Annotated in this window: 18 protein-coding genes; 12 read left to right on the top strand and 6 right to left on the bottom strand. The window is 74.7% G+C overall.

Going from position 1 to position 20,982, the window contains the following annotated elements; all coding sequences use genetic code 11:
- Nucleotides 1–24: 24 nt before the first annotated feature.
- Genes RWK90_RS06345 through RWK90_RS06330 form a run of 4 tightly spaced genes read right to left on the bottom strand, consistent with a single transcriptional unit; the run spans nucleotide 25 to nucleotide 5,027 of the window.
- Nucleotides 25–699: an ATP-binding cassette domain-containing protein gene (locus RWK90_RS06345; protein ID WP_314035892.1), complete on the bottom strand. Its 675-nt coding sequence runs from the start codon at nucleotides 697–699 to the stop codon at nucleotides 25–27.
- On the bottom strand, nucleotides 696–2,369 hold the full coding sequence (locus tag RWK90_RS06340; RefSeq protein ID WP_314035890.1) for an ATP-binding cassette domain-containing protein: 1,674 nt from the start codon (nucleotides 2,367–2,369) through the stop codon (nucleotides 696–698). Before RWK90_RS06340 ends, RWK90_RS06345 begins: the two co-directional genes overlap by 4 nt.
- The gene (locus RWK90_RS06335) at nucleotides 2,362–3,387 is read right to left on the bottom strand and encodes an ABC transporter permease (protein WP_314035888.1); all 1,026 of its coding nucleotides are present in this window, start codon (nucleotides 3,385–3,387) and stop codon (nucleotides 2,362–2,364) included. Before RWK90_RS06335 ends, RWK90_RS06340 begins: the two co-directional genes overlap by 8 nt.
- Nucleotides 3,354–5,027 (bottom strand): ABC transporter substrate-binding protein, encoded by a 1,674-nt coding sequence (locus RWK90_RS06330; RefSeq protein WP_314035886.1) that lies wholly within the window; start codon nucleotides 5,025–5,027, stop codon nucleotides 3,354–3,356. Before RWK90_RS06330 ends, RWK90_RS06335 begins: the two co-directional genes overlap by 34 nt.
- Before the next feature lie 94 nt (nucleotides 5,028–5,121).
- Between RWK90_RS06330 and RWK90_RS06325 the strand changes: the two genes are divergently transcribed.
- The 7 genes from RWK90_RS06325 (at nucleotide 5,122) to RWK90_RS06295 (ending at nucleotide 13,440) form a co-directional block, all read left to right on the top strand.
- On the top strand, nucleotides 5,122–5,409 hold the full coding sequence (locus RWK90_RS06325; protein WP_314035884.1) for a metalloregulator ArsR/SmtB family transcription factor: 288 nt from the start codon (nucleotides 5,122–5,124) through the stop codon (nucleotides 5,407–5,409).
- Nucleotides 5,410–5,502: 93 nt separating this feature from the next.
- Complete coding sequence (locus tag RWK90_RS06320) at nucleotides 5,503–6,837, top strand: DUF6986 family protein (protein WP_314035882.1); 1,335 nt, start codon at nucleotides 5,503–5,505, stop codon at nucleotides 6,835–6,837.
- The gene (gene allB, locus RWK90_RS06315; RefSeq protein WP_314035880.1) at nucleotides 6,834–8,219 is read left to right on the top strand and encodes an allantoinase AllB; all 1,386 of its coding nucleotides are present in this window, start codon (nucleotides 6,834–6,836) and stop codon (nucleotides 8,217–8,219) included. Before RWK90_RS06320 ends, allB begins: the two co-directional genes overlap by 4 nt.
- A complete protein-coding gene (gene alc / locus RWK90_RS06310) occupies nucleotides 8,216–9,256 on the top strand; it encodes an allantoicase (protein ID WP_314035878.1) in 1,041 nt (346 codons plus the stop codon). Before allB ends, alc begins: the two co-directional genes overlap by 4 nt.
- A gap of 75 nt (nucleotides 9,257–9,331) precedes the next feature.
- Nucleotides 9,332–10,498 carry an XdhC family protein gene (locus RWK90_RS06305; RefSeq protein ID WP_314035876.1) on the top strand — a complete coding sequence of 389 codons (1,167 nt, stop codon included), beginning with the start codon at nucleotides 9,332–9,334 and terminating at the stop codon, nucleotides 10,496–10,498.
- Nucleotides 10,495–11,610: a 2-oxoglutarate and iron-dependent oxygenase domain-containing protein gene (locus RWK90_RS06300; RefSeq protein WP_314035874.1), complete on the top strand. Its 1,116-nt coding sequence runs from the start codon at nucleotides 10,495–10,497 to the stop codon at nucleotides 11,608–11,610. The genes RWK90_RS06305 and RWK90_RS06300 overlap by 4 nt, the downstream gene beginning before the upstream one ends.
- Before the next feature lie 237 nt (nucleotides 11,611–11,847).
- Complete coding sequence (locus RWK90_RS06295) at nucleotides 11,848–13,440, top strand: FAD-dependent oxidoreductase (protein WP_314035872.1); 1,593 nt, start codon at nucleotides 11,848–11,850, stop codon at nucleotides 13,438–13,440.
- 13 nt (nucleotides 13,441–13,453) lie between these two features.
- Here RWK90_RS06295 and RWK90_RS06290 read toward each other — a convergent pair whose 3' ends face one another.
- Together RWK90_RS06290 and RWK90_RS06285 are read right to left on the bottom strand one after the other, a co-directional pair.
- Entirely contained in the window at nucleotides 13,454–15,055 is a 1,602-nt protein-coding gene (locus RWK90_RS06290) for a DUF222 domain-containing protein (RefSeq protein ID WP_314035870.1), read from the bottom strand.
- Between the two features lie 213 nt (nucleotides 15,056–15,268).
- The gene (locus tag RWK90_RS06285; protein WP_314035868.1) at nucleotides 15,269–15,862 is read right to left on the bottom strand and encodes an XRE family transcriptional regulator; all 594 of its coding nucleotides are present in this window, start codon (nucleotides 15,860–15,862) and stop codon (nucleotides 15,269–15,271) included.
- 226 nt (nucleotides 15,863–16,088) lie between these two features.
- On the opposite strand from RWK90_RS06285, the gene RWK90_RS06280 reads away from it, so the two are divergent.
- The 5 genes from RWK90_RS06280 (at nucleotide 16,089) to RWK90_RS06260 (ending at nucleotide 20,939) form a co-directional block, all read left to right on the top strand.
- Complete coding sequence (locus RWK90_RS06280; RefSeq protein ID WP_314035866.1) at nucleotides 16,089–17,414, top strand: amidohydrolase family protein; 1,326 nt, start codon at nucleotides 16,089–16,091, stop codon at nucleotides 17,412–17,414.
- Nucleotides 17,411–18,196 (top strand): ABC transporter ATP-binding protein, encoded by a 786-nt coding sequence (locus RWK90_RS06275; protein WP_314035864.1) that lies wholly within the window; start codon nucleotides 17,411–17,413, stop codon nucleotides 18,194–18,196. The genes RWK90_RS06280 and RWK90_RS06275 overlap by 4 nt, the downstream gene beginning before the upstream one ends.
- Nucleotides 18,196–19,137 carry an ABC transporter permease gene (locus RWK90_RS06270; RefSeq protein WP_314035862.1) on the top strand — a complete coding sequence of 314 codons (942 nt, stop codon included), beginning with the start codon at nucleotides 18,196–18,198 and terminating at the stop codon, nucleotides 19,135–19,137. The genes RWK90_RS06275 and RWK90_RS06270 overlap by 1 nt, the downstream gene beginning before the upstream one ends.
- A gap of 132 nt (nucleotides 19,138–19,269) precedes the next feature.
- Nucleotides 19,270–20,445: an ABC transporter substrate-binding protein gene (locus RWK90_RS06265; RefSeq protein WP_314035860.1), complete on the top strand. Its 1,176-nt coding sequence runs from the start codon at nucleotides 19,270–19,272 to the stop codon at nucleotides 20,443–20,445.
- Complete coding sequence (locus tag RWK90_RS06260; RefSeq protein ID WP_314035858.1) at nucleotides 20,442–20,939, top strand: nucleoside deaminase; 498 nt, start codon at nucleotides 20,442–20,444, stop codon at nucleotides 20,937–20,939. The genes RWK90_RS06265 and RWK90_RS06260 overlap by 4 nt, the downstream gene beginning before the upstream one ends.
- The last annotated feature ends 43 nt before the right edge of the window (nucleotides 20,940–20,982 follow it).

The raw sequence follows: 20,982 nt of genomic DNA, 5'->3' as shown, positions 1-20,982 counted from the left end.
TCGTCTTCCTCGAGGTGGGGGAGGTCAACTATGCAGCAACCCCCCGCGACCGGTGTCACCCCGGGGGCCCAGGGCGACCACGGTGTCGGCCCACGCGGTGGCCGTGTCGTGGTCGTGGGTGATCGCCAGGACGCCGAGCCCCCGGTCGGCACGTGCGCGCAGCACCCGCAGGATGTGCGCGGCGCTCTCGGGATCCAGGTGGGCGGTCACCTCGTCGGCGAGGAGGTAGCGCGGCCGCTGCGCCAGCGCCCGGGCGAGGCACGCCCGCTGGAGCTGCCCGCCGGAGACCTGCCCCGGCCGGCGGTCGAGCACCCAGGCGTCGAGGCCGACCTCGCGGGCGAGGGCGTCGACGTCCACGTCGATGCGACGCAGGCGCCCGGGCAGGGCGATCATCCTCCGCAGCGTGAGACGCGGGTCCGCCGCGCCAGCGGGGTCCTGGTCGAGCAGCGCGGTGTGCCCCGGCAGGCGGCCTCGCCGGGGTCGGACCTCGCTCGCCACGCCGTCCTCGGTCACGATCACCGACCCGGAGGTGGGCGCGAGGAGCCCGGCGAGGAGCCGCGCGAGGGTGGTCTTGCCGCTACCCGAGGGACCGACGAGCGCGGTGATCGTGCCCGCGGCGACGGTGAGGTCGGTCGGGGGCAACGCGTCCGTGTCGGAGCCGGGGTGGCGGTACGCGGCGCCGTCGGCGGCGAGGGTCACGGTGTCACCAGCTCCGCGTCGCGTGCGGCGGGATCCGCGAGTGCGCGGCTGCCCTGCTGGGGGTCCGCAGGGCACAAGCGGCCTACCTGCATCGATACGACGTCATCAGCAGCGCTGCTGGCCTCGAGCGCCACCAGGTCATGCGTTGCGAGCAGCATTGCGACACCGGTCTGGTCGGCCAGGTGCCGCAGCTGCCTCAAGACGGCGAGCGCGAGGTCGGGGTCCAACCCGGCGGTGGGTTCGTCGGCGAGCAGCACCGACGGCCCGGTGCCCAGCGCGACCGCGATGGCCATCCGCCGCAGCTGGCCGCCGGAGAGCTGGTGAGGGTAGCGGTCGGCGAGCGCGGGATCGACGCCCACCTGTCGGCACAGCGCGGCCACGTCGGCCATGTCGGCGGGGACGCTGCCGGTGCCGTTCGCGCACCCGCGGGCTGCCGCGACCGCGATCGACTCCTCCAGCTGTCCCCGGATGTGCCGGGTCGGGGTGAAGGCGTCGGCGGCGGTCTGGGGGACGTGCCCGACCGCCCCGCGCCCGCCGACCGCCCCGCGCCCACCGACCTCGACCCGCCCGGTGACGACCGCACCCGGCGCGCCGAGCCCGGCGCACGCGTCCAGCAGGCTCGACTTGCCAGCACCGGACGGCCCGACCAGCGCCACGACCTGACCGGCCGCGACCTGCAGGGACACCCGGTCGACCGACGGCCCGGACCGGGCGGCGCTCCCGTCGCGGGGTGTCACCTCACCTCCCGGGCCGCCGCCCGGGTGCGTCACCACGAGATCGACCACCCGGAGCGCCGCGCGGGTGGTGCGCACCTCGTCGTCGTCAGGGGGAACAGGCACCGCACGGCCGCCGCCACCGTGCCCCGGGCGCCGGCCGCGCCCCGCCCTGCCGGGCCCGAGCAGGGCCACGCCGACGGTGACGGCGACGAGCGCGGCGGTGGGGAACACCAGCGGCCACCACCGTCCGACCAGCAACCCGGACTGCGACAGGGCGACGAGCGTGCCCAGGCTCGCCCGCTCGGGGGACAGGCCGATGCCGAGGAACGACAGGGTCGACTCGTGCCACACGGCGTGCGGGACCATGAGCACCACGGCGAGCCCGGCCTGCCCCGCGACCGCCGGCACCACGTGCCACCGCGCGAGCTGCGCCGGGGACGCGCCCGCCGCGCGCGAGGCCGCCACATACCCCGTCGCCATGACCTTCTGCGCCTCCGCCCGCACGACGCGCGCCACGCCCGGCCAGTGGGTGAGGGCCAGGGCCAGCACGATCGCGGCGAGCGACCCGCGGAACAGCGCCACCACCACGATCGTCGCCAGCAGGTGCGGCACGGCGGCGACGGCGTCGGTGACCCGCATTAGCGCGGCGTCGACGCTCCGCCCGCCCACCGCGGCCGCCGCGCCCACGACCACACCGACGAGTCCGGCGAGCACCGCCGCCCCGGCGGCCACCGCCAGCGAGACGCGCAGGGCGCGCGCCACGAGCACGGTCAGGTCGTGGCCGAGGGCGTCGGTGCCCATGGGGTGCGCGGGCGAGGGCGGCAGGTCGGCGGCGAGGTAGTCGGAGGCGGCCCACCCGGCGGGTGCGAGCGCCGGCCAGGCCAGCGCGAACGCCACGAGCAGCGCGAGCATTGTCGCGCCGGCCACCCGCCGCGCGGTGAGGGCCTCACGCATCGATCGTCACCCTCGGGTCGGCGAGCAGCAGCAGGCAGTCGGCGAGCCACGTGCCGGCGAGCACGGTGAGCGACGCGGTGACGCTCACCGCGGCGAGCAGCGCGAAGTCCGCGGCGAGAGCGGCGTCGACCGTCGCCGCGGCGATCCCGGGCCACGCGAACACCGTCTCCACGACGAGCGAGCCGACCATCACCTCTGGCACCCGCGCCCCGACCAGGGCGACGAGCGGCGCCCACGCCACGGGCGCGACGTGCCCGGTCAGGACGGTCCACTCGCTCAGCCCCCGCGCGCGCGCCTCGGCGACCGGAGCGGAGTCGGCGGCCTCGTGGACCGCCCGCCGGAACGCGAGCAGCAGCCACGGCACCTGCCCGGCGGCCAGCGCGCACGCCGGCAGCAGGCCGTACCGCACGACCCCGCCGACGGTGGCGGCCTCGCCGGGCGGGGCGGCGCCGGCGACGGGCAGCCACCTCAGCGCCACCGCGACCACCGCGACCGAGCCGAGCGCCAGCGCGAACGTCGGCACCGCGCTCAGCGCCACCGCGGCCCCGGCCAGGGCGCGGTCCACCGCCCCGTGGGGGCGCCACGCCGCGACGAGGCCGGATAGGGCGACGACGACGAGGGCGATCCCGAGCCCCGCCGCGGACAGCCCCACGGTCCACGGAATCCGCTCGGTGAGCACCTCCACGACCGGTTGGCGGTAGACGGGGGAGTAGCCGCCGTCGCCGGTCGCGAGTCCCGCGATCCACCGGCCCCAGGCCTGCCACCAGGGCAGATCGGTGCCCAGGGCGGTGGCGGCGGCGGAGCGGTCGGCGTCGGTCATCCGCTCGTAGCCGGAGCCGAAGTGGGCGGCCAGCGGGTTGAGCGGGGACGCGCCGGCCAGGGCGAACGCGGCGAGCGTCACCGCGAGCACCACCACCGGCGCCGCCAGGGCGCGGCGGGCGGTGAGGCGGGTGAGGTCGGCGCGGCGCTCGCGCAGGCGGCGGATCACGGGCGGGCCGTCCAGCGGGCGATCGCCCACCACGGGCCCCAGGTCGCGCCGTGGACGTGCGGTTCGAGGATCGGCGCGGGGCCGGTGTGGCCGGTGTCGCGGACGAGGTAGGTGTGCTCGAGCGTGACGAGGAACAGGTGGCCGGGGTCGTGGTGGTAGGCCTGCTGGGCGCGGCGGTAGAGGGCCGTGCGTCCGGCGGGATCGGTGGCGCGGCGGGCGGCGTCGAGGGCGCGGTCGAGGTCCGGGTTCGCGTAGCCACCGGGGTTGTCCAGCGGGCCGGAGGTGCGGGTCGGCGAGTGCAGTGCGCGGTGGGCCTGGGTGTCGACGGTGTAGGGGTTGTCGCCGCCGCCGAGCAGGATCGCGACCTCGGAGCGTCGCGCCTCGATCTCGTCCCACGTCGCGCCCCACAGCTCGACGGCCACGCCCAGCCCGCGCAGCTGGTCGGCGACCGCCGAGGCGAGCTCGCGGCGCAGGGAGTCGGCGGCGGGGTAGGCGAGGACGAACTCGGCGCGGGCGGGGGCGGCGCCGATCTCACTCGCGGCGCCGGTGTTGCCCGCGGCGCGGGTGAGGACCCCGTCCGGTCCGGCCCGCCACCCGGCGGCGGCGAGCATCGCGCGGGCCTCGGCCCGCCGGGCGGCCGAGTCCATCGCGACCTCGGGGGTCGGCTCGTACTCGGGGTAGGCCCCGGTGATCGGCGACGTGGCGGGCCGGCCGTAGCCGGCGAGGACGTGCTCGACCAGCGAGTGGCGGTCGACGGCCGTCGCGAGCGCGCGGCGCACCGCCGGGTCGCCGGTGAACGGGTGCGCCATGGGCAGGGCGACGGCCCGCCAGTCTGCCGAGTTCACCGACACCAGCTCCACGCCGTCGCGCCCGGCGAGCCCGGAGGCCAGCGTCGGCGGCAGGACCGTCCCGTCGACCTCGCCGGTGAGCAGCAGCTGGGCGCGCGCGTTCTCGTCCGGCACGGACCGCAGGACCAGGGTGTCGACCGCGGGCGCGCCGTCGCGGTGATCGGGATTGCCGCGCAGGACGGCCTCGCCGGGGGACAGGCTCTCGAGGCGGTAGGGCCCGGTGCCGACGGGGTCGGTGTTGAGCGGTGACTCCGCGACCGGGCCGGGCGTCAACCGCTCGGAGGGGGCGATGCCCAGCAGCAGCCGGGCGGGCATGCCGGGGTCGGGGGCGTCGAGCCGGAACCGGACGGTGAGCGGGTCCGGGGTCTCGACCCCCGCGATGGAGGTGTAGTCCGAGGCGATGGGCGAGCCCGAGGCGGGGTCGACGATCGCGCGGTAGGTCGCGGCGACGTCCTCGGCGTCCAGGGCGGTGCCGTCGTGGAACCGCACCCCCTCGCGCAGGCGGACCGTCCAGGTGAGCCCGTCCGCGCTGACCTCGGGCTCGGCCGCCGCCAGCGACGGCACCAGGTCGGGGAGGCGCTCGTCGTCCGCGGCGTCCGGGCGCAGCAGGCCCTCGTAGATCGGGGAGACCCCGGTGGAGCCGTAGCCGGCGATCGGGTTGAACTCGCCCAGCGGCGCGGAGTCCGCCAGGACGACGCGGCCGCCGCCGCCCGGGCCGCCGCTCACGCCGCCGCCGCTGCCGCCGGCCGCGGGCATCGCACAGCCCGACGCCAGCACGGCCAGTGCGACACCGGCACCGGCGGCAGCGTAGAACGGTCTCACGAGCAGCTCCTGCCTGCGGGGGATACGTGTCCGGCCGGACACATACTGCGGTGAGCGTAGAGGCGGAATGTGTCGCCGCTGTTACGGAGGAACGATGGACGTCGACGACTGGGCCGCGCGGTTCGACCTGCTCGCCGACCCCACCCGCCTCGGGCTCCTCGCGCACATGCACCACGCGGGCCCGGGCGTCGCCACGGTCACCGACCTGGCCGAGGCGGTGGGGATCACCCGCAACGCGGCCTCCCAGGCGCTGCGGATCCTCCGCGACCAGGGCTGGGTGTCCGCCGGCCGCGACGAGGCCGACGGCCGGATCGTGCGCTACACCCTCGTCGACGAGACCGTGCACCGGATCCTGCACCTCATGGGGGCGCGACACGACTGAGCGCGGCGTAACACGGGCGACATGAGCGGGTGACCGCCGCTAAACCCGGCGTGGATACACATGGAGCGCACCCCCGGCCCTCCAGGAGATCCCATGCCCTCGCTCACCCGCCTGTACACCCGCGCCGACGTGGCCTTGGCGGCCGTCGACGCCCTGGCGGCCCGGCGATTCCCCGACCCGCCACCCACCCGTCAGCCGGTGCACACCCTGTACCTGCCCGCCGACCGGGTCGGCGCGGACGTCGTGGCCGAGACGGGCGCGGCCGCCCTCGCCGCGTTCGACGAGCACCTGCCCGACCCCGGTGCCCTGCAGAGGGTGTTCAGGGCGGCCCTGGTCAGCGGCGGTGCGCAGGATCCGGCGCAGGCCCGGGACCTGCACGCCCTGGTGCGGGCCAAACTCGCCTCCGAGCCGATCGAGGACCTGCGCATCGACTTCGAGGACGGCTTCACCCAGCGCGGAGTGCCGGCGGACATGCGCGACCGGGACGAGGACGCCCACGTCGACCGGGTGCTGGCCGACCTGGTCACCGGGCGACGGGACGGGCCGGCGACCGCGGCCCTCCCGCCGTTCTGGGGAGTGCGCTTCGGCTCGCTCGACCCGGCCACGCGGCGCCGCGGCATCGCCACCGTCGCCCGCGTCGTCGCGGCACTGGCCGCCGCGCCGCACCGCGACCTCCTGCTGGCCGGGTTCCGGCCCACCCTGCCCAAGGTCACCGCCGTCGAGCAGGTGCGCGTGATGGCCGCGCTGTGCCGCGACCTCGAGTCCGCCCACGGTCTGGCCGCGGGCACGCTGCGGTTCGAGATCCAGATCGAGACCCCCCAGTCCATCTGCGGCCCCGACGGCACGGCGCTGGTCGCGCGGCTCGTCCACGCCGCCGACGGCCGCTGCGTCGGGCTGCACTACGGCACCTACGACTACTCGGCCTCCCTCGGCATCGCCGCCGAACACCAGGCCATGGACCACCCGGCCGCCGACCACGCCAAGGCCGTCATGCAGGTCGCCGCCGCCGGCACCGGCGTCGCACTGTCGGACGGGTCGACCAACCGGCTGCCCGTCGGCGAGGCCGACGCGGTCCACGACGCCTGGCGGTTGCACGCCACGCTCGTCGACCGCTCCCTGCGCCGCGGCTTCTACCAGGGGTGGGACCTGCACCCCGCCCAGCTCGTCTCCCGCTACGTGGCGACCTACGCCTTCTACCGCCGGTCGGTGCCGGACGCGTGCGCCCGGCTCGCCGCCTACCTCGGCACCGGCCCCGACGCCGGCTACCTCGACGAACCCGCCACCGCCCGCGCCCTGGCCGCGTTCTGCCTGCGCGCCCTCGACTGCGGCGCCGTGACCGCCGACGAGCTCACCACCCGCGCCGGCCTCGGCCGCGCCGACCTGGCCACCCTGACCCGACCGGGCACCCGACCCCAGGAGAGCAGATGACCCACCCCGACCTCGTGATCCGGGCGCCCCGAGCGATCGTCGACGGCGCGGAGCAGGCCGCCCTCGTCGTCGTCGCCGACGGCACCATCACCACCGTCGACACCGACCCGGGCGCACTCGGCCGCGCCCCCGCCTGCGCGCGGACCGTCACCCTCGCGGACGACGTGGTCCTCCTGCCCGGCCTGGTCGACACCCACGTGCACGTCAACGAGCCCGGCCGTACCGACTGGGAGGGCTTCACCAGCGCCACCCGCGCCGCGGCGTGCGGCGGCGTCACCACCCTGGTCGACATGCCGCTCAACTCCAGCCCCGTCACCACCAGCCCCGCCGCCCTCGACGCCAAACTCGCCACCACCCCCGGGAAACTGCACGTCGACGCCGGATTCTGGGGCGGCGCCGTGCCGGAGAACCTCGGCCGGTTGCGCGAGCTCTGGGACCGCGGCGTGTTCGGGTTCAAGTGCTTCCTGCTGCACTCGGGCATCGACGAGTTCCCGCCCCTGGACCGCGCGCAGATGGAGGCGGCGATGGCCGAGATCGCCGCGTTCGGCGGGCTGCTCATCGTGCACGCCGAGGACGCCGGCACCATCGACGCGCAGACCCCGCCGGACGGGCAGGCCTACGACGGGTTCCTCGCCTCGCGGCCCGTCGACGCCGAGGTGAGGGCGGTCGCGCAGGTCATCGACGGCGTCCGCCGGACCGGGTGCCGCGCGCACATCCTGCACCTGTCCGCCGCGGCGGCGCTGCCGCTCATCCGCGACGCCAAGGCCGAGGGCCTGCCCCTGACGGTGGAGACGTGCCCGCACTACCTCTCGCTGTTCGCCGAGGAGATCCAGCCCGGCGCCACCCACTACAAGTGCTGCCCGCCGATCCGCGAGGCCGGAAACCGCGAGGCCCTGTGGGAGGGACTGCGCGACGGCACGATCGACCTGGTGGTCTCCGATCACTCGCCCTGCCTGCCCGAGCTCAAGCGGTTCGACACCGGTGACTTCGGGCAGGCGTGGGGCGGGATCGCCTCGGTCCAGCTGGGGCTGCCGATCGTGTGGTCCGAGGCCCGGCGGCGGGGGCTGGGCCTGGTCGACGTCGTGCGGTGGATGGCCGGCGGACCCGCCGCGTTCGTCGGCCTGTCCGACCGGGGCGCGATCCGGCCCGGCGCCCGCGCGGACCTGGTGGTCCTGGCCCCCGACGACGCGTTCGTCGTGCTGCCCGAGCGGCTCCAGCACAAGAACCCCGTCACCGCCTACGCCGAACGGGCCCTGGCCGGCGTCGTCCGCGAGGTCTACCTGGCCGGCCGCCGCGTGGATCCGGGCGGTCCCGCCGCCGGCCGGATCGTGTCCCGCCCGGGCGCCCCCGCCGCGCCCACCCGAACGGAGCAGCCCACATGACCGCATCCCCCGCCCCCGCCCCCGCCGCCTTCCTCGCGCTGCCGGACCTGGCCTCCCGCGCCCTCGCCGGCGCCGTGGTCCACGCGGACGACGAGTTCTTCGCCGAGAAGGAGAACCTGATCCTGCCGGGCGAGCCCGTGTTCGACCCGGCCCTGTTCGGGCACAAGGGCAAGGTCTACGACGGCTGGGAGACCCGCCGCCGGCGCACGCCGGGGGAGGACACCGCGGTGATCCGGCTCGGGGTCCCCGGCGTGGTCCGCGGCGTCGTGGTGGACACCGCCTTCTTCCGCGGGAACTACCCGCCGCGGGTCGCGGTGGACGGCGCGTGGGTCGACGGCCACCCGGGCCCCGAGCGGCTCGCCGAGGCGCCGTGGCGGCCGCTGGTCCGGCCGTCGGCCGCGCAGGGCGACACCCGCAACCTCTACGAGGTCACCGACGGGGTCCCCGTGACGCACGTGCGCCTGCGGATGATCCCCGACGGCGGCGTCGCCCGGCTCCGCGTGCACGGCGACCCGACCCCCGACCCCCGGTTCCTCGCCGGCACCGTGGACCTCGCGGCGGCCGAGAACGGCGGTCGCGTGGTGGACTGCTCGGACCTGTTCTACTCGTCACCGGCCAACATCATCGCCCCCGGCCGCTCGCGGCACATGGGGGAGGGTTGGGAGAACGCGCGCCGCCGCGACGACGGCAACGACCACGTCACACTGGCCCTCGCCGGGCCCGGGCACGTGGACCACGTGGAGATCGACACCTCCTACTACCTGGGCAACGCGCCCGGCGCGGCGTCCCTGCGAGGGGTGCGCAGGGCAGAGGACCTGGACCGCCCGGAGGCCTGGGTGGACCTGGTGCCCCGGACGCCGCTGCAGCCGGACACCCGCCACCGGTTCCTCACCCCGGCCGCCGACGCGGGCGAGGACCCGGTGCGGTTCGTCCGCCTCGACGTCTTCCCCGACGGCGGCATCGCGCGCCTGCGGGTCCACGGCCGGCTCACCTCGGAGGCGCTCGCGGTGATGGCGGACAGGATCCCGCGCGGCTGAGACGAACCGGGACGCGTTACAGGCCGCGCCCCCGGGCGAAACATCGCGGCAACCGGGCGACGCCACGATGAGCGCATGGAGAGCGTCCTGGAGATCCTGAGCGGCTGGCGGGCCGAGGGCGTGCCGTGCGCGCTGGCCCGCGTCGTGGCCACCCGGGGATCGTCGCCGCTCGCCCCGGGCACCGCGATGGCCGTGTCCGCCACCGGCGCGATGGCGGGCGGGGTGTCCGGGGGCTGCGTCGACGGGGCCGTGTTCACGATGTGCGGGCAGGCCCTCGACGACGGACGCCCCGCCTCCGCGGTGTTCGGCCCCGAGGGCGACGACCCCCTCGGCGCGGGCCCCACCTGCGGGGGGAGCCTGGAGGTGTTCGTCGAACCCCTCCCGCGCGGACCACACCCCGTCGACCGGCTCGCGCGCCTGGTGGCGCAGGGGCGCCCTGCCGTGGCGGCGACCGTCCTCGACGGCCCCCGCGCCGGGGAGTGGGCGGTCCGTGGGCTCGCCGGGGGCGGTGATGGGGGCGGTGATGGTGGCGGTGCCGGTAACGGTGACGACGACGGGGTGCCGCCGTGGGCGCGCGGGCCGATGGCGACAGCCGGGGCGGGGTCCGCGGACGGGGCCGTGACCGTGGTGCCCGCCGAGGTCGCGGGGCGGCCGGGTCGCGTCGCCGTGCACCGGTTCGATCCGCCGCGGCTGCTGGTGTTCGGGGCCAGTGCGTTCGCCGAGGCGCTGGTGCCGTTGGGTGCGGCGCTCGGGTACCGGGTGACGGTGTGCGATGCCCGGCCGGTGTTCGCCGCCGCCGACAGGTTCCCGGCCGCCGCCGAGGTGGTGCGCTGCTGGCCCCACCGGTTTCTCGCGGCGACCGGGGTCGGCCCCGGCGACGCGATCTGCGTCCTCACCCACGACCCGCGATTCGACGTCCCGCTGCTGGTCGAGGCCCTGCGGTCGCCCGCGGGGTACGTCGGGGCGATGGGGAGCAGGCGGACCCATCGCGATCGCGTGGCCGAACTGCGGGCCCTCGGTGTGCCCGAGCCCCACCTCGCCCGCCTGCGCTCGCCGATCGGTCTCGACCTCGGGGCGGGCACCGCCGCCGAGACCGCCCTGTCGATCGCCGCCGAGCTCGTCGCCCACCGCCGTGGGGGCACCGGGTCCCCGCTGGCGGACCTGAGCCGACCGATCCACCCGGCCCCGCCCTGCACGGCCCGAGCGGGGCACCCCGTCATCCTGACCAAGGAGGTCTCATGACCCTGTCCGCACCCCGGCCTGTCCGCCCGTTCCACGTCCCCACGGTCGACATCTCGCCGTACGTGACCGCCGTCGGCAGCACCGCCACTGACACCACCGCCGCCGCCGCGAATCGGGCCCGCGTCGCCCGCGAGATCGACGAGGCGTGCTCGACGGTCGGGTTCATCCAGATCGTCGGCCACGGCATCGCGCCCGCGGTGTCCGACGGCCTCGCGACCGCGATGGACGACTTCTTCGCCCTGCCGCCCGAGGCCAAGGGCTCCTACCGGGTCCCCGGCGCCAACCGCGGGTACAGCCCGCCGAAGAGCGAGGCTCTGAGCCTGAGCCTGGGGGTCGAACCGGCGGACAGGATGAACGACTTCTTCGAGGCGTTCAACGTGGGCGTGGAGGCCCGGTCGTTCACCGGGCTGGACCTGTCCGAGGCCGACTACGGCCTCAACGTCTGGCCCGCGGTGGCGCACTTCCGCGCCCGCGTCGAGGCCTACTTCGCCGAGGCCTCCCGCGTGGCACGCACCCTGACCCGCATCTTCGCCGACGCCCTGGGGCAGTCGCCCGACCTGTTCGCGGGCCTCACCGACCACTCGATCGACGTGCTCCGGATGGTCAACTACGCCCTCGACGAGGGGCCCGTCACCCTGGACGGAGAACTGCGCGGGATGGGCGAACACACCGACTTCGGCCTGGTCACCGTCCTGTGGGCCGACCGCGTCGCGGGACTGCAGGTCCTCGGCTCGGACGGGGTCTGGCACGACGTGCAGCCCGTGGAGGGCGGCCTGCTGGTCAACCTCGGGGACCTCACCGCGCGACTGACCAACGACCGGTGGATGTCGACCCTGCACCGCGTCGCTCCGCCGATCGTCGACGGCACCATCGTGCGCCGCCGCTCGGCGGCCTTCTTCCACGACGGGAACGTCGACGCCGTCGTCGCGACGCTGCCCGGCTTCGAAGGCCCCGCCGGCGACGCGTACGAGCCGATCACCGTCCGCGAGCACATCGCCGCCAAGCTCGCCGGGTCCCGTCACGGCAAGGCCAACACCGCGGCGGTCCGCGAGGCAGCCAGGGTTCTCGAGGCGGCGGCCGGCGCCGGGCGGGGGACGTCGCACGACTCGTGACCGGGCCGGCAACAGCCGCCACACCGGCCTCATCTCGACGTAACACAGCGGAAAAGCGGTGGTGGAACACTCGGGTGTGACACCGCGACGGTGCGGTCGGCCCAGCCGATCCGGTCGACGGGCGCCCGACGCCCCGGCGACCGAGTCATCAGTCAGGCAGCGGCGCGGTGTCCGCCCGGGCACAGGACCCGGGCAGGCCCGTGAGCGATCCGGGCCCGAGTACCCCAGGAGACGTCCGTGACCTCCCTCCTCCCCGCTCCCACGCAGCAGCCCGTCCGTCGCCTGCCGGACGCCGATGCCCGTCTCGACGCACTGGCCACCCGGGTGCGCGAGGACATCGCCGCCACCGGTCACGCGCGTGACTGGATCCCCCGTACGCACTCCGGGGAGGGGCCCGAGCCGGCCGACCTCGACGTCCTCGTCATCGGGGGAGGGCAGGCCGGGCTCGGTACGGCCTTCGCCCTGTCGCGCCAGCGGATCGACCGGGTGCTGGTGGTGGACGACGGCCCCGAGGACCGCGTCGGCTGCTGGGACCGGTACGCGCGGATGCACACGTTGCGAAGCCCCAAGCACATGCGCGGCATCGAGTTCGACGTCCCGTCGCTGCACGTCCGCCGCTGGTTCGAGGCACTGTACGGCGAGGAGGCGTGGGCGGAGATCGATCTCGTGCCGCGGCTCGACTGGAACGACTACCTGCGCTGGTACCGCGAGACCACCGGCGTGTCCGTCCGCCACCACACGCGGGTCACCGCGGTGCACCGGCCGATGACCCCCGACGGGCCCTTCACCGTCGCGCTGGCGGACGTCAATCCCGCCGCGAGTGCGGACGCGGGCACCGATGCGGGCGGCGGCGCGGGCCGCGGCACCGGTGGCGGCGCCGGTGGTTCGACGATCACCGCGCGGCGGATCGTCTTCGCCCTCGGACTGGCCGGCGGCGGCGGCCAGCGTGTGCCCGCGATGATCCGGTCGTTGCCGCGCGAGCGGTGGTTCCACACCGAGGACGCGATCGACTTCGAGGCCCTGCGCGGACTGCGGGTGGCGGTGCTCGGTGGCGGTGCGTCGGGGTTCGACAACGCCGCCACGGCCCTGGACCACGGAGCCGCGCGGGCGGACGTGTTCCTGCGCCGCCGGACCGTCCCGGACTCCAACCCCCTGCGCTGGATGGAGTTCCCCGGCATGCAGGAGCGCTTCTTCGACCTGGACGACCGCGCCAAGTGGGACTTCACCCTGTTCAGCGGGGGACTGCCCCAGCCGCCCACCCAGCACACCGTGTGGCGGTGTTTCGCCCACCCCGACTTCACCCTCCACACCGGGTGTGGCTGGGACGGTGTGGAGGTGGTCGACGACGGGGCGGGCGGGAGCGAACTCGAGATCGACACCCCGGCCGGGCGCGTCCGCGCGGACATCGTGATCGCCGCGACCGGGTACGAGGTCGATCTGCGGCGGCGCCCCGAGCTGGCCGAGTTCGTTGACGACATCGCTCTGTGGGAGGACGTCCACCACTACGCCTCCGACCATCCGGCCGGCCGCAATCCATACCTCGGGCCGGGTTTCGAGTTCACCGAGCGTCGCCCGGGGACCGCGCCGTGGATCACGCGGCTCCACCATTTCTCCAGTGGTGCGCGAACCTCGATGGGCGTCACCGGTAACCAGCTCTCCGGGATCTACGGCGGGATCAGCCGGATCGCGGGAGCGGTCACCACCTCGATCACCCGGGAGAACTGGCCTCGCCTGGCCTCCGACTTCGTCGACTTCGAGTTCCGCGAGGTCCACACCATCGGCCCGCACGGTCCCGGCGACGGGCCGTATCCCACCCGGCCGAGGTACTGACGCCGTCGCCCTCTCAGAAGGGCGGCGGAACATCGTCAACCGGGGCGGATCGTGAGTGATCGGGTTCTCGGCGTGAGCGTTGCCGCTCCGCCTGTGCCGTTGCGCGGAGTCGGCGGCGTTCGGCCGCGCGGCGGTCCCGCAGGTGAGGCCTCCGCCGCGTCGCGGGTGTGCCGTCTCCCGTGCGGCCCGCCTCCGCGGCAGCTCGCTGACGCCGGGTGGTCTCGGGGTGCCGTGGCGCGGCGAACTCCGCCAACGGTCCGGTGGGCTCACTCACGATGCGGGTTCCCGGGTCGGGGTCCGGGTGGTTCGGACCGTGCATCCAGACGTAGGAACCGTCGGCGTCGCGGTAGTAGGCCCAGATCCCGTCGGTCTTGAGGCGGTGGTGGCAGCGGCACAGGATCCCCAGGTCGTCGGAGGTGGTGAGACCGCCACTGCCTGCACCGGAGTGGTCGAACGGGATGATGTGGTCGAGGTCCGACTTCTCGGCGGCGGTCTGGCAGCCGGGGAATACGCAGGCACCGTCGCGGCCGCGACAGAAGCGCGCGAGGGCGTCCGACGGCCTGTAGCGGCGGGCGGCGTCCGTCCCGGGGTCGGCCAGATCCGCGAGCGACTCGACCCTGCGGTGGGCGCTCTGCGCGAGTTGGCCGGCGGTGTGGCCGGTGACGGGTCCGTACCCGGACAGGGTGACGCCGCGGTTGTCCGGGGTGCCGTCGTCGTATGCGGTGATGATGACCCGCCGGACGGCGGCGAGGGCGTCCGGGTCGGTGGGATGTTGGCCGTCGGGGTCGGGAAGGCAGGTCCACCCCCGGCTGAGCGCCAACAGCCCGGCGGCGCGGAGTTGCCCGATGGTCCTCGGGTCGTCCTTGGACGCGGTCCGGGCCAGGGCGTCGACACGGTCGGAGATCTCGAGGGCCGCCTCAGCGGTGAGGGTCGCCGAGATGAGGGCACGGTCGTCGGCCAGCGGGACCATCTCGACGTCCTCGTCCCGCCGCGCCTCGCGTGCGCGGGCATCGGCGCCCACCGGGTCGCAGGCCCGGACCGTCTTGCCGAGCATCTTGCGGAGCGGACCGGGTCGCGGTGGGTGGGTCCGGCGTCTCGTGGGGGCGAGCCCCTCGCTGATCCTCCGGTCGATCTCCGGCATGAGGTGGTCGGCGACCATCGCCGTCTCTTCCGCGATGGTGTGGGCGGCGAGGAGTCCGATCCATCCGGTCTCCAGTAACGCGGCTGTGCGGGGGAGACGCTCGGTGAGCTCGACGGCGGTGGTGACCAGCCGGGTCGCGCCGTGGCGGGACATCCCCATCGAGGCGCCGAGGTCGGACGCCGCCGTCTCCCACGGGTCTCGGTGGGTGTCCTTTCTGCTCGCCCGCCGCACGCAGTCGTAGGCGTACGCGAGCGACCGCCCCTCGGCGGCGTAGATGACCCGCTGGGCCAGGTACCCGCGTTGACGGGCCTCGTCCCACTCGCCGAAGGCGTCGGGGACGACCACCTCGAACTCGGGTCCGGACTCCGTGCGGAAGCCGGGTGGGGGGAACGGCGGACCCCCGGGGGTCGCGGTGCCGGACCGGACGCGCGGGTGCCGGGCGGTGGGGTGGGACGCGGCATTGTTCATGATCATGATTCGACACTAAGTTCGAGGTACGACATCGCGGGTCGGGTGCCCTGCCGGCCCCGCGCAGGGCACCGGAGGTCGGTCCGAAGCAGCCGGCCCGCCTGCCCGGCCCGCCGGTGTGCCCGTGTGGGGCGTTCCCCTTTCCGGGGCGCGCGTGCCCGGCCCTCTGACCTGCGGTGCCCTGCTCTGGGTCCGCAGGGCACCGCACGTCAGGGGCGGTCAGCCCGGCCGGGCCACGATGAGGCAGGCCTGCTCGCCCTCGGGGACGTACCAGCGGTGGGGATGGGTGCCGTCGTAGCGGGCGACGTCGCCCACGTCGAGCCTGCTCGTGGTCTCACCCACCTCGAGGAGGATCGTGCCGCGGGTGACGTAGAGCCATTCCTCGCCCGGGTGCTCGAAGAACCGTCCCGGGACGTGGTTGGTCTCGACGAACTCCAGGAACTGCGTACCGTTCGGGCCTCCGGGCAGGAGCCGGGTGTGTCCGCCGACGGTGCCCTCCGCGCGGGTGAGCACGGCGCCTTCCGACGCGCGTCGGATGTCCACGCCGCGTCCGGGCTCGCCGGGGCCGGTCGCCGGGTCGGCGGGACCGCTGACCGCCTCCAGGAGGTGCGCCTGGGTGGTGCCGAGGGCGTGCGCCAGGCCCTCGAGGGTCGACATGCTGGGCGCGGCCTTCCCCCGTTCGATCTGGCTGAGGAAGGGCTGCGAGATCCCGGCCTGGCCGGCCACCTCCACGAGGGTGAGCCCCAGCTGGCGGCGGTGGTGACGGATGCGGGCGCCGAGGCGCTCCTGGCCGTCGCCTCGTGCGGTGGTCATTCGGCCTCCTGGGCGTGGGGGACGGGCGGGCCGGGCGGTCCGGGTCCGGGGACGGAGCCGGGCGAGTCGGTTACATGCCGGAATCGTGAGGTAATCATCCGGCAACACGGGACCGCCAGACTCAGCGTTATTGACGAGGTCAATATCCCGTGTCGGGGCCGGAATGACAAGAGCTGCACCGGCCCACGCCGCGGGACCATCCGGAGACAAGAGGAGGTCAGGGCGCGTGGAGACACTCACACCCCGGCGTGGTGACTCGGCGGAGCCGCCAGCCCCGCTCCCGGCGACAGCCCCGCTCCCGGCGACGGCCCCGCCCCGTCAGGTCGACCGCATCGCAGGGGTCCGCCTGCTCGACGGCCGCGAGGTCGACGTGGACATCGCCGGCGAGACGGTGGTGGCGGTCCGGGCGGCCGGTGCCTCAGCGGCTCCGGGGCCGGCGGTTCTCGACGGGCGCGGTTTCCTCGCGCTCACCGCGCCCGCCGAGCCGCACGCCCACCTCGATAAGGCGCTGAGCTGGGGCGCGACCCGGCCGGCGGGCGGTGATCTCGGTGCCGCGATCGAGGCCTGGCGGGCCCACGCGGTGACCGTGGACGCCGAGGAGATCCACGGCCGCGCCCTCGCCGCGGCGCGCCGGCTCGTCGCCAACGGCACGACCGCCGTGCGCAGCCACGTGGACCTGCACTCCGCCGGCGATCCGCTCCGCGGGGTGCGCGCCCTGGCACGGGTCCGTGAGGAGCTCGCCGAGGTTCTGGACCTGCAGATCGCCGTGATGGTCCGCCAGGAGGACCCGGCCGACCGCGTCCGGGCGGCGGTCGCGGCGGGCGCCGACCTCATCGGCGGCGCGCCTCACCTGGCGTCCGACACCGCGGCCGAGACCCACCGGCTCGTCGACCTGGCCGAGGAGCTCGGCACCGGGATCGACCTGCACGTCGACGAGTTCCTCGACGGCGACCACGGAATGCTCGCGGTCTTCACCGAGCGGGTGGCGTCGTGGGAACCGGCCCGGGTCCGCACCGCGGGCCACTGCTGTCGCATCGGCGCGATGGACGCCCCCGGGCAGGCGGCTGCGGCCGACGCCATGAGCGGGGCGGGCGTCGGGGTGGTGACGCTACCGATCACCAACCTGTACCTGCAGGGCCGCGGCGCCGCGACGTCCACCCCGCGCGGCCTGCCGCCGGTCCGGGCCCTGCTCGACGGCGGCGTCACCGTGGCGGCGGGCGCCGACAACGTGCGCGACCCCTTCAACCCGGTCGGCCGCTCGGACGCCGCCGAGACCGCGATGCTGCTGGTCGTGGCCGCCCACCTCGACCTGGAGACCGCGTGGCACCTGGTCACCGACGGCGCCCGCGAGGTCATGGGCCTGCCGCCCGCCGGCCCCGTGCCCGGCCGCCGCCCCGACCTGCTGCTCGTCCGCGCCGGCGGGATCGACGACGTCATCGCCGACGCGGCCGCCGACCGGATCGTCATCCGGGCAGGCCGCGTCGTCTCGGCGAGGGCCGTCGTCGTCGTCGACCCCTTCACCCCAGCCACCACCTGTGAGGAGACCCCATGACCACCGCACCGTCCCCGTCCACAGCACCGTCCCCGCCCACCGCGTCGCCAGGCGCGGAGATCCTCGGCTTCTCCGGCGTCGGCGTGACCTACCCCAACGGCACCCGGGCGCTCGACGGCGTCGACCTGCGGATCCGCGCCGGCGAGTTCGTCAGCGTGGTGGGTCCGTCGGGATGCGGCAAGTCGACGCTGCTCAGCCTCGCCTCCGGCCTGGCCACCCACACCGACGGATACATGCAGACCGGCACCGACCGGATCGGCTACGTGTTCCAGGACGCGACCCTGCTGCCGTGGCGCACGGTCGCGCAGAACGTCGAGATGCTCGCCGAGCTCGACGGCATCCCCCGCGCCGAGCGTCGCGAGCGCGCGGCCGCCGCGATCGACCTGGTGGGGCTGTCCGGGTTCGAGCAGTCGCTGCCCCGCGAACTGTCCGGCGGCATGAGGATGCGCGTGTCCCTGGCCCGGTCGCTGACGCTCGACCCGGAACTGTTCCTGTTCGACGAGCCGTTCGGGGCGCTCGACGAGATCACCCGGCAGCGGCTCGGCGACGAGCTGCTGGGGCTGTTCGCGGCCAAGCGGTTCGCCGGGCTGTTCATCACCCACTCGGTCGCGGAGGCGGTGTACCTGTCCACGCGCGTGGTGGTGATGTCCGGCCGGCCGGGGCGCATCGTCCACTCGGTCGACGTCCCGTTCGGCGCCGCACGCGACCCCGAGATCCGCTACACGGCGGACTACATCAACCTCGTCGGCGAGGTTTCCCAGGCACTTGAGGAGGCACACTGATGAACGGCATCACCGCCCGCACCGCCGGGCCGAGTGTGAGAGACGACGGCGACGACGACGAGGTCGTCACCTCGCACGTGGGCCCCGGCCCCGTCGCGGAACGGGCCGGGAGGGCGGCCGAGCAGCCGGTGGTCCGGTCGCGGCGCCGGCTGTCGGCCGACGGGGCGGTGGTCCGCTACGGCGGGCCGCTCGCCGTCCTCGTGGTGGTCCTGGGCCTGTGGTACTTCGTGAGCTACGCGGTCCTCGACCCGTCCCGGCGGTTCCTGCTGCCGGCGCCGCACGTGGTGGTCACCGACGGGCTGTTCGGGCCCAGCATCTCGTCGATGGTCGAGGCCCTCGGGCGGACCGCGACCGTGGCGCTGACCGGCCTGGCGATCGCGTTCGTGATCGGCGTGGTGTGGGCGATCATCATGAGTCAGGAGAAGTGGGCGGAGCGCTCGCTGTTCCCCTATGCGGTGGTGCTGCAGTGCATCCCGATCCTCGCGCTGGTCCCGCTCATCGGCTTCTGGTTCGGCTTCGGGTTCACCGCGCGCGTGTTCGTGTGCGTGCTCATCGCGCTGTTCCCGATCGTGTCCAACACCCTGTTCGGGCTGAAGTCCGTGGACCCGGGCCTGCGTCGGCTCTTCACGCTCCACCACGCCGGCCGGTTAACGGTGCTGCGCAAGCTCGAGGCCCCCGCCGCCCTGCCCGCGCTGTTCGAGGGGCTGCGCGTGGCCGCCGGGCTGTCGGTGGTCGGCGCGATCGTCGGCGACTTCTTCTTCAAGCAGGGGGAGCCGGGGATCGGCATCCTCATCGACACCTTCCGCGCCCGGCTGCAGTCGCCGGAGCTGTTCGCCTCGATCATCCTGGCCTCCCTGCTCGGCGTGGCGGTGTTCTTGGTCTTCGGGCTGCTGTCCCGCCGGGTCGTGGGGCGCTGGTACAACCCCGAGGACGCGCGCTAGACCGCCGCGCGGGGGCTCCCGCCGCCACTCGTAACGACACTCGTCACCGCCTGCAATCTCACGGAAACACGCGACCAGTTGACTCACATGTATTGATCACATCAATACGACTCACCCGTTCAGGAGACCCCCATGAGACGTCCCGTCACCCACCGTTCCGCCGTCTCCGTTGCCGCGCTCTGCGCGCTCGGCGCCGTCACCCTGAGCGCCTGCGGCGACTCCGACCAGGCCGGGGCGTCCTCGGGCTTCGACGGAGAGATCGGCGCGATCGACCTCAGCGCCGCGTGCCCGGAGAAGATCGTCATCCAGACCGACTGGAACCCCGAGGCCGAGCACGGCCACCTCTATGAGCTTCTCGGCCCCGAGCCCACGGTCGACGCCGGCGCCAAGTCGGTCTCCGGCCCGCTGTTCGCCTCCGGTGAGTACACCGGCGTGGACGTGGAGATCCGGGCCGGCGGGCCGGCCATCGGCTTCCAGCAGGTCACCGCGCAGATGTACCAGGACCCGGACATCATGCTGGGCTACGTCGACTCCGACCAGACCGTGCAGACCTCCCTGGCCACCCCCACGATCGGAGTCTTCGCCCCGCTGGACATCAACCCGCAGATGATCATGTGGGATCCCGAGACCTACCCGGACGTCGAGGGGATCGCCGACCTCAAGGAGAAGCAGGCCCGCGTCCTGTACTTCGAGGGCAACGTGTACATGAACTACCTCACCGGCGAGGGCATCCTCGACCCGGCCCAGATCGACGGGAGCTACGACGGGTCCCCCTCGAACTTCGTCGCCGCCGAGGGCGCGGTCGCCCAGCAGGGCTTCGCCAGCACCGAGCCCTACATCTACGAGCACGAGGTCCCCGAGTGGGGCAAGCCGGTGGCCTACCAGCTGCTCCACGACATCGGGTACCCGATCTACAAGTCCATGATCTCGGTCCGGGCGGCCGAGCTCGAGCAGCACGGCCCGTGCCTCGAGGGCCTGGTGCCCGTGCTGCAGCAGGCCACGGTCGACTACTTCGAGGACCCGGCCGCGACCAACGACCTCATCGTGGACATCGTCGAGCAGTACGCCACCGGCTGGGTCTACAGCCCGGAACTCGCCGCGCACGCCCACGAGACGATGCTCGAGCTGGGACTCGTGGGCAACGGCCCCGACGACACGATCGGCAACTTCGACGACGCCCGCGTGGCCGAGATGGTCGACATCCTCAAGGACGCCTACGGCTCGCTCGGCGTGGAGCTCGCCCCGGACGTCTCGCCCGAGACCGTGGTGACCGACCGGTTCATCGATCCCGCGATCGGGATGAAGTGACCACGGCAGCGCCCGCGGTCGAGGCCTGGCGGCCGCACCTGCTCGCCGCGGTGGACGTCGCCCGCCGCTCGCGCGAGGAGGGCAACCATCCCTTCGGCGCGATCGTCGTCGACGCCCACGGGCGGGTCGTGGCCACCGCCACCAACACCGTCGGCACCGAGCACGACCTGATCGGCCACGCGGAGACCAACGTCGTCCGCGACGTGGGCCGGCGGTACGAGCCCGACGAGCTGGCCGGGATGACGCTCGTGACCAGCGCCGAACCGTGCGTGATGTGCGCCGGGGCGACCTACTGGGCGGGCCTCGGCCGGGTGGTCTACGCCCTGTCCGAGACCGAGCTGGCCGCCCTGACCGGCGACGACCCCGAGAACCTCACCATGGCCATGCCCTGCCGCGAGGTGTTCGCCCGCGGCCGCCGGCCCATCGAGGTGATCGGCCCGGTGAAGATCCCGGGCGCCCGCGAGGTCCACGCGGACTTCTGGCGGGACGCTTGAGACCTCCCGGCCCCACCCCTCATCTTCCACACTCCAGAAAGGC

This window comes from Dietzia sp. CH92, assembly GCF_032248695.1.
In the GTDB taxonomy this organism is placed as follows: Bacteria; Actinomycetota; Actinomycetes; order Mycobacteriales; family Mycobacteriaceae; genus Dietzia.
This window is presented reverse-complemented; position numbering and strand designations above follow the sequence as displayed.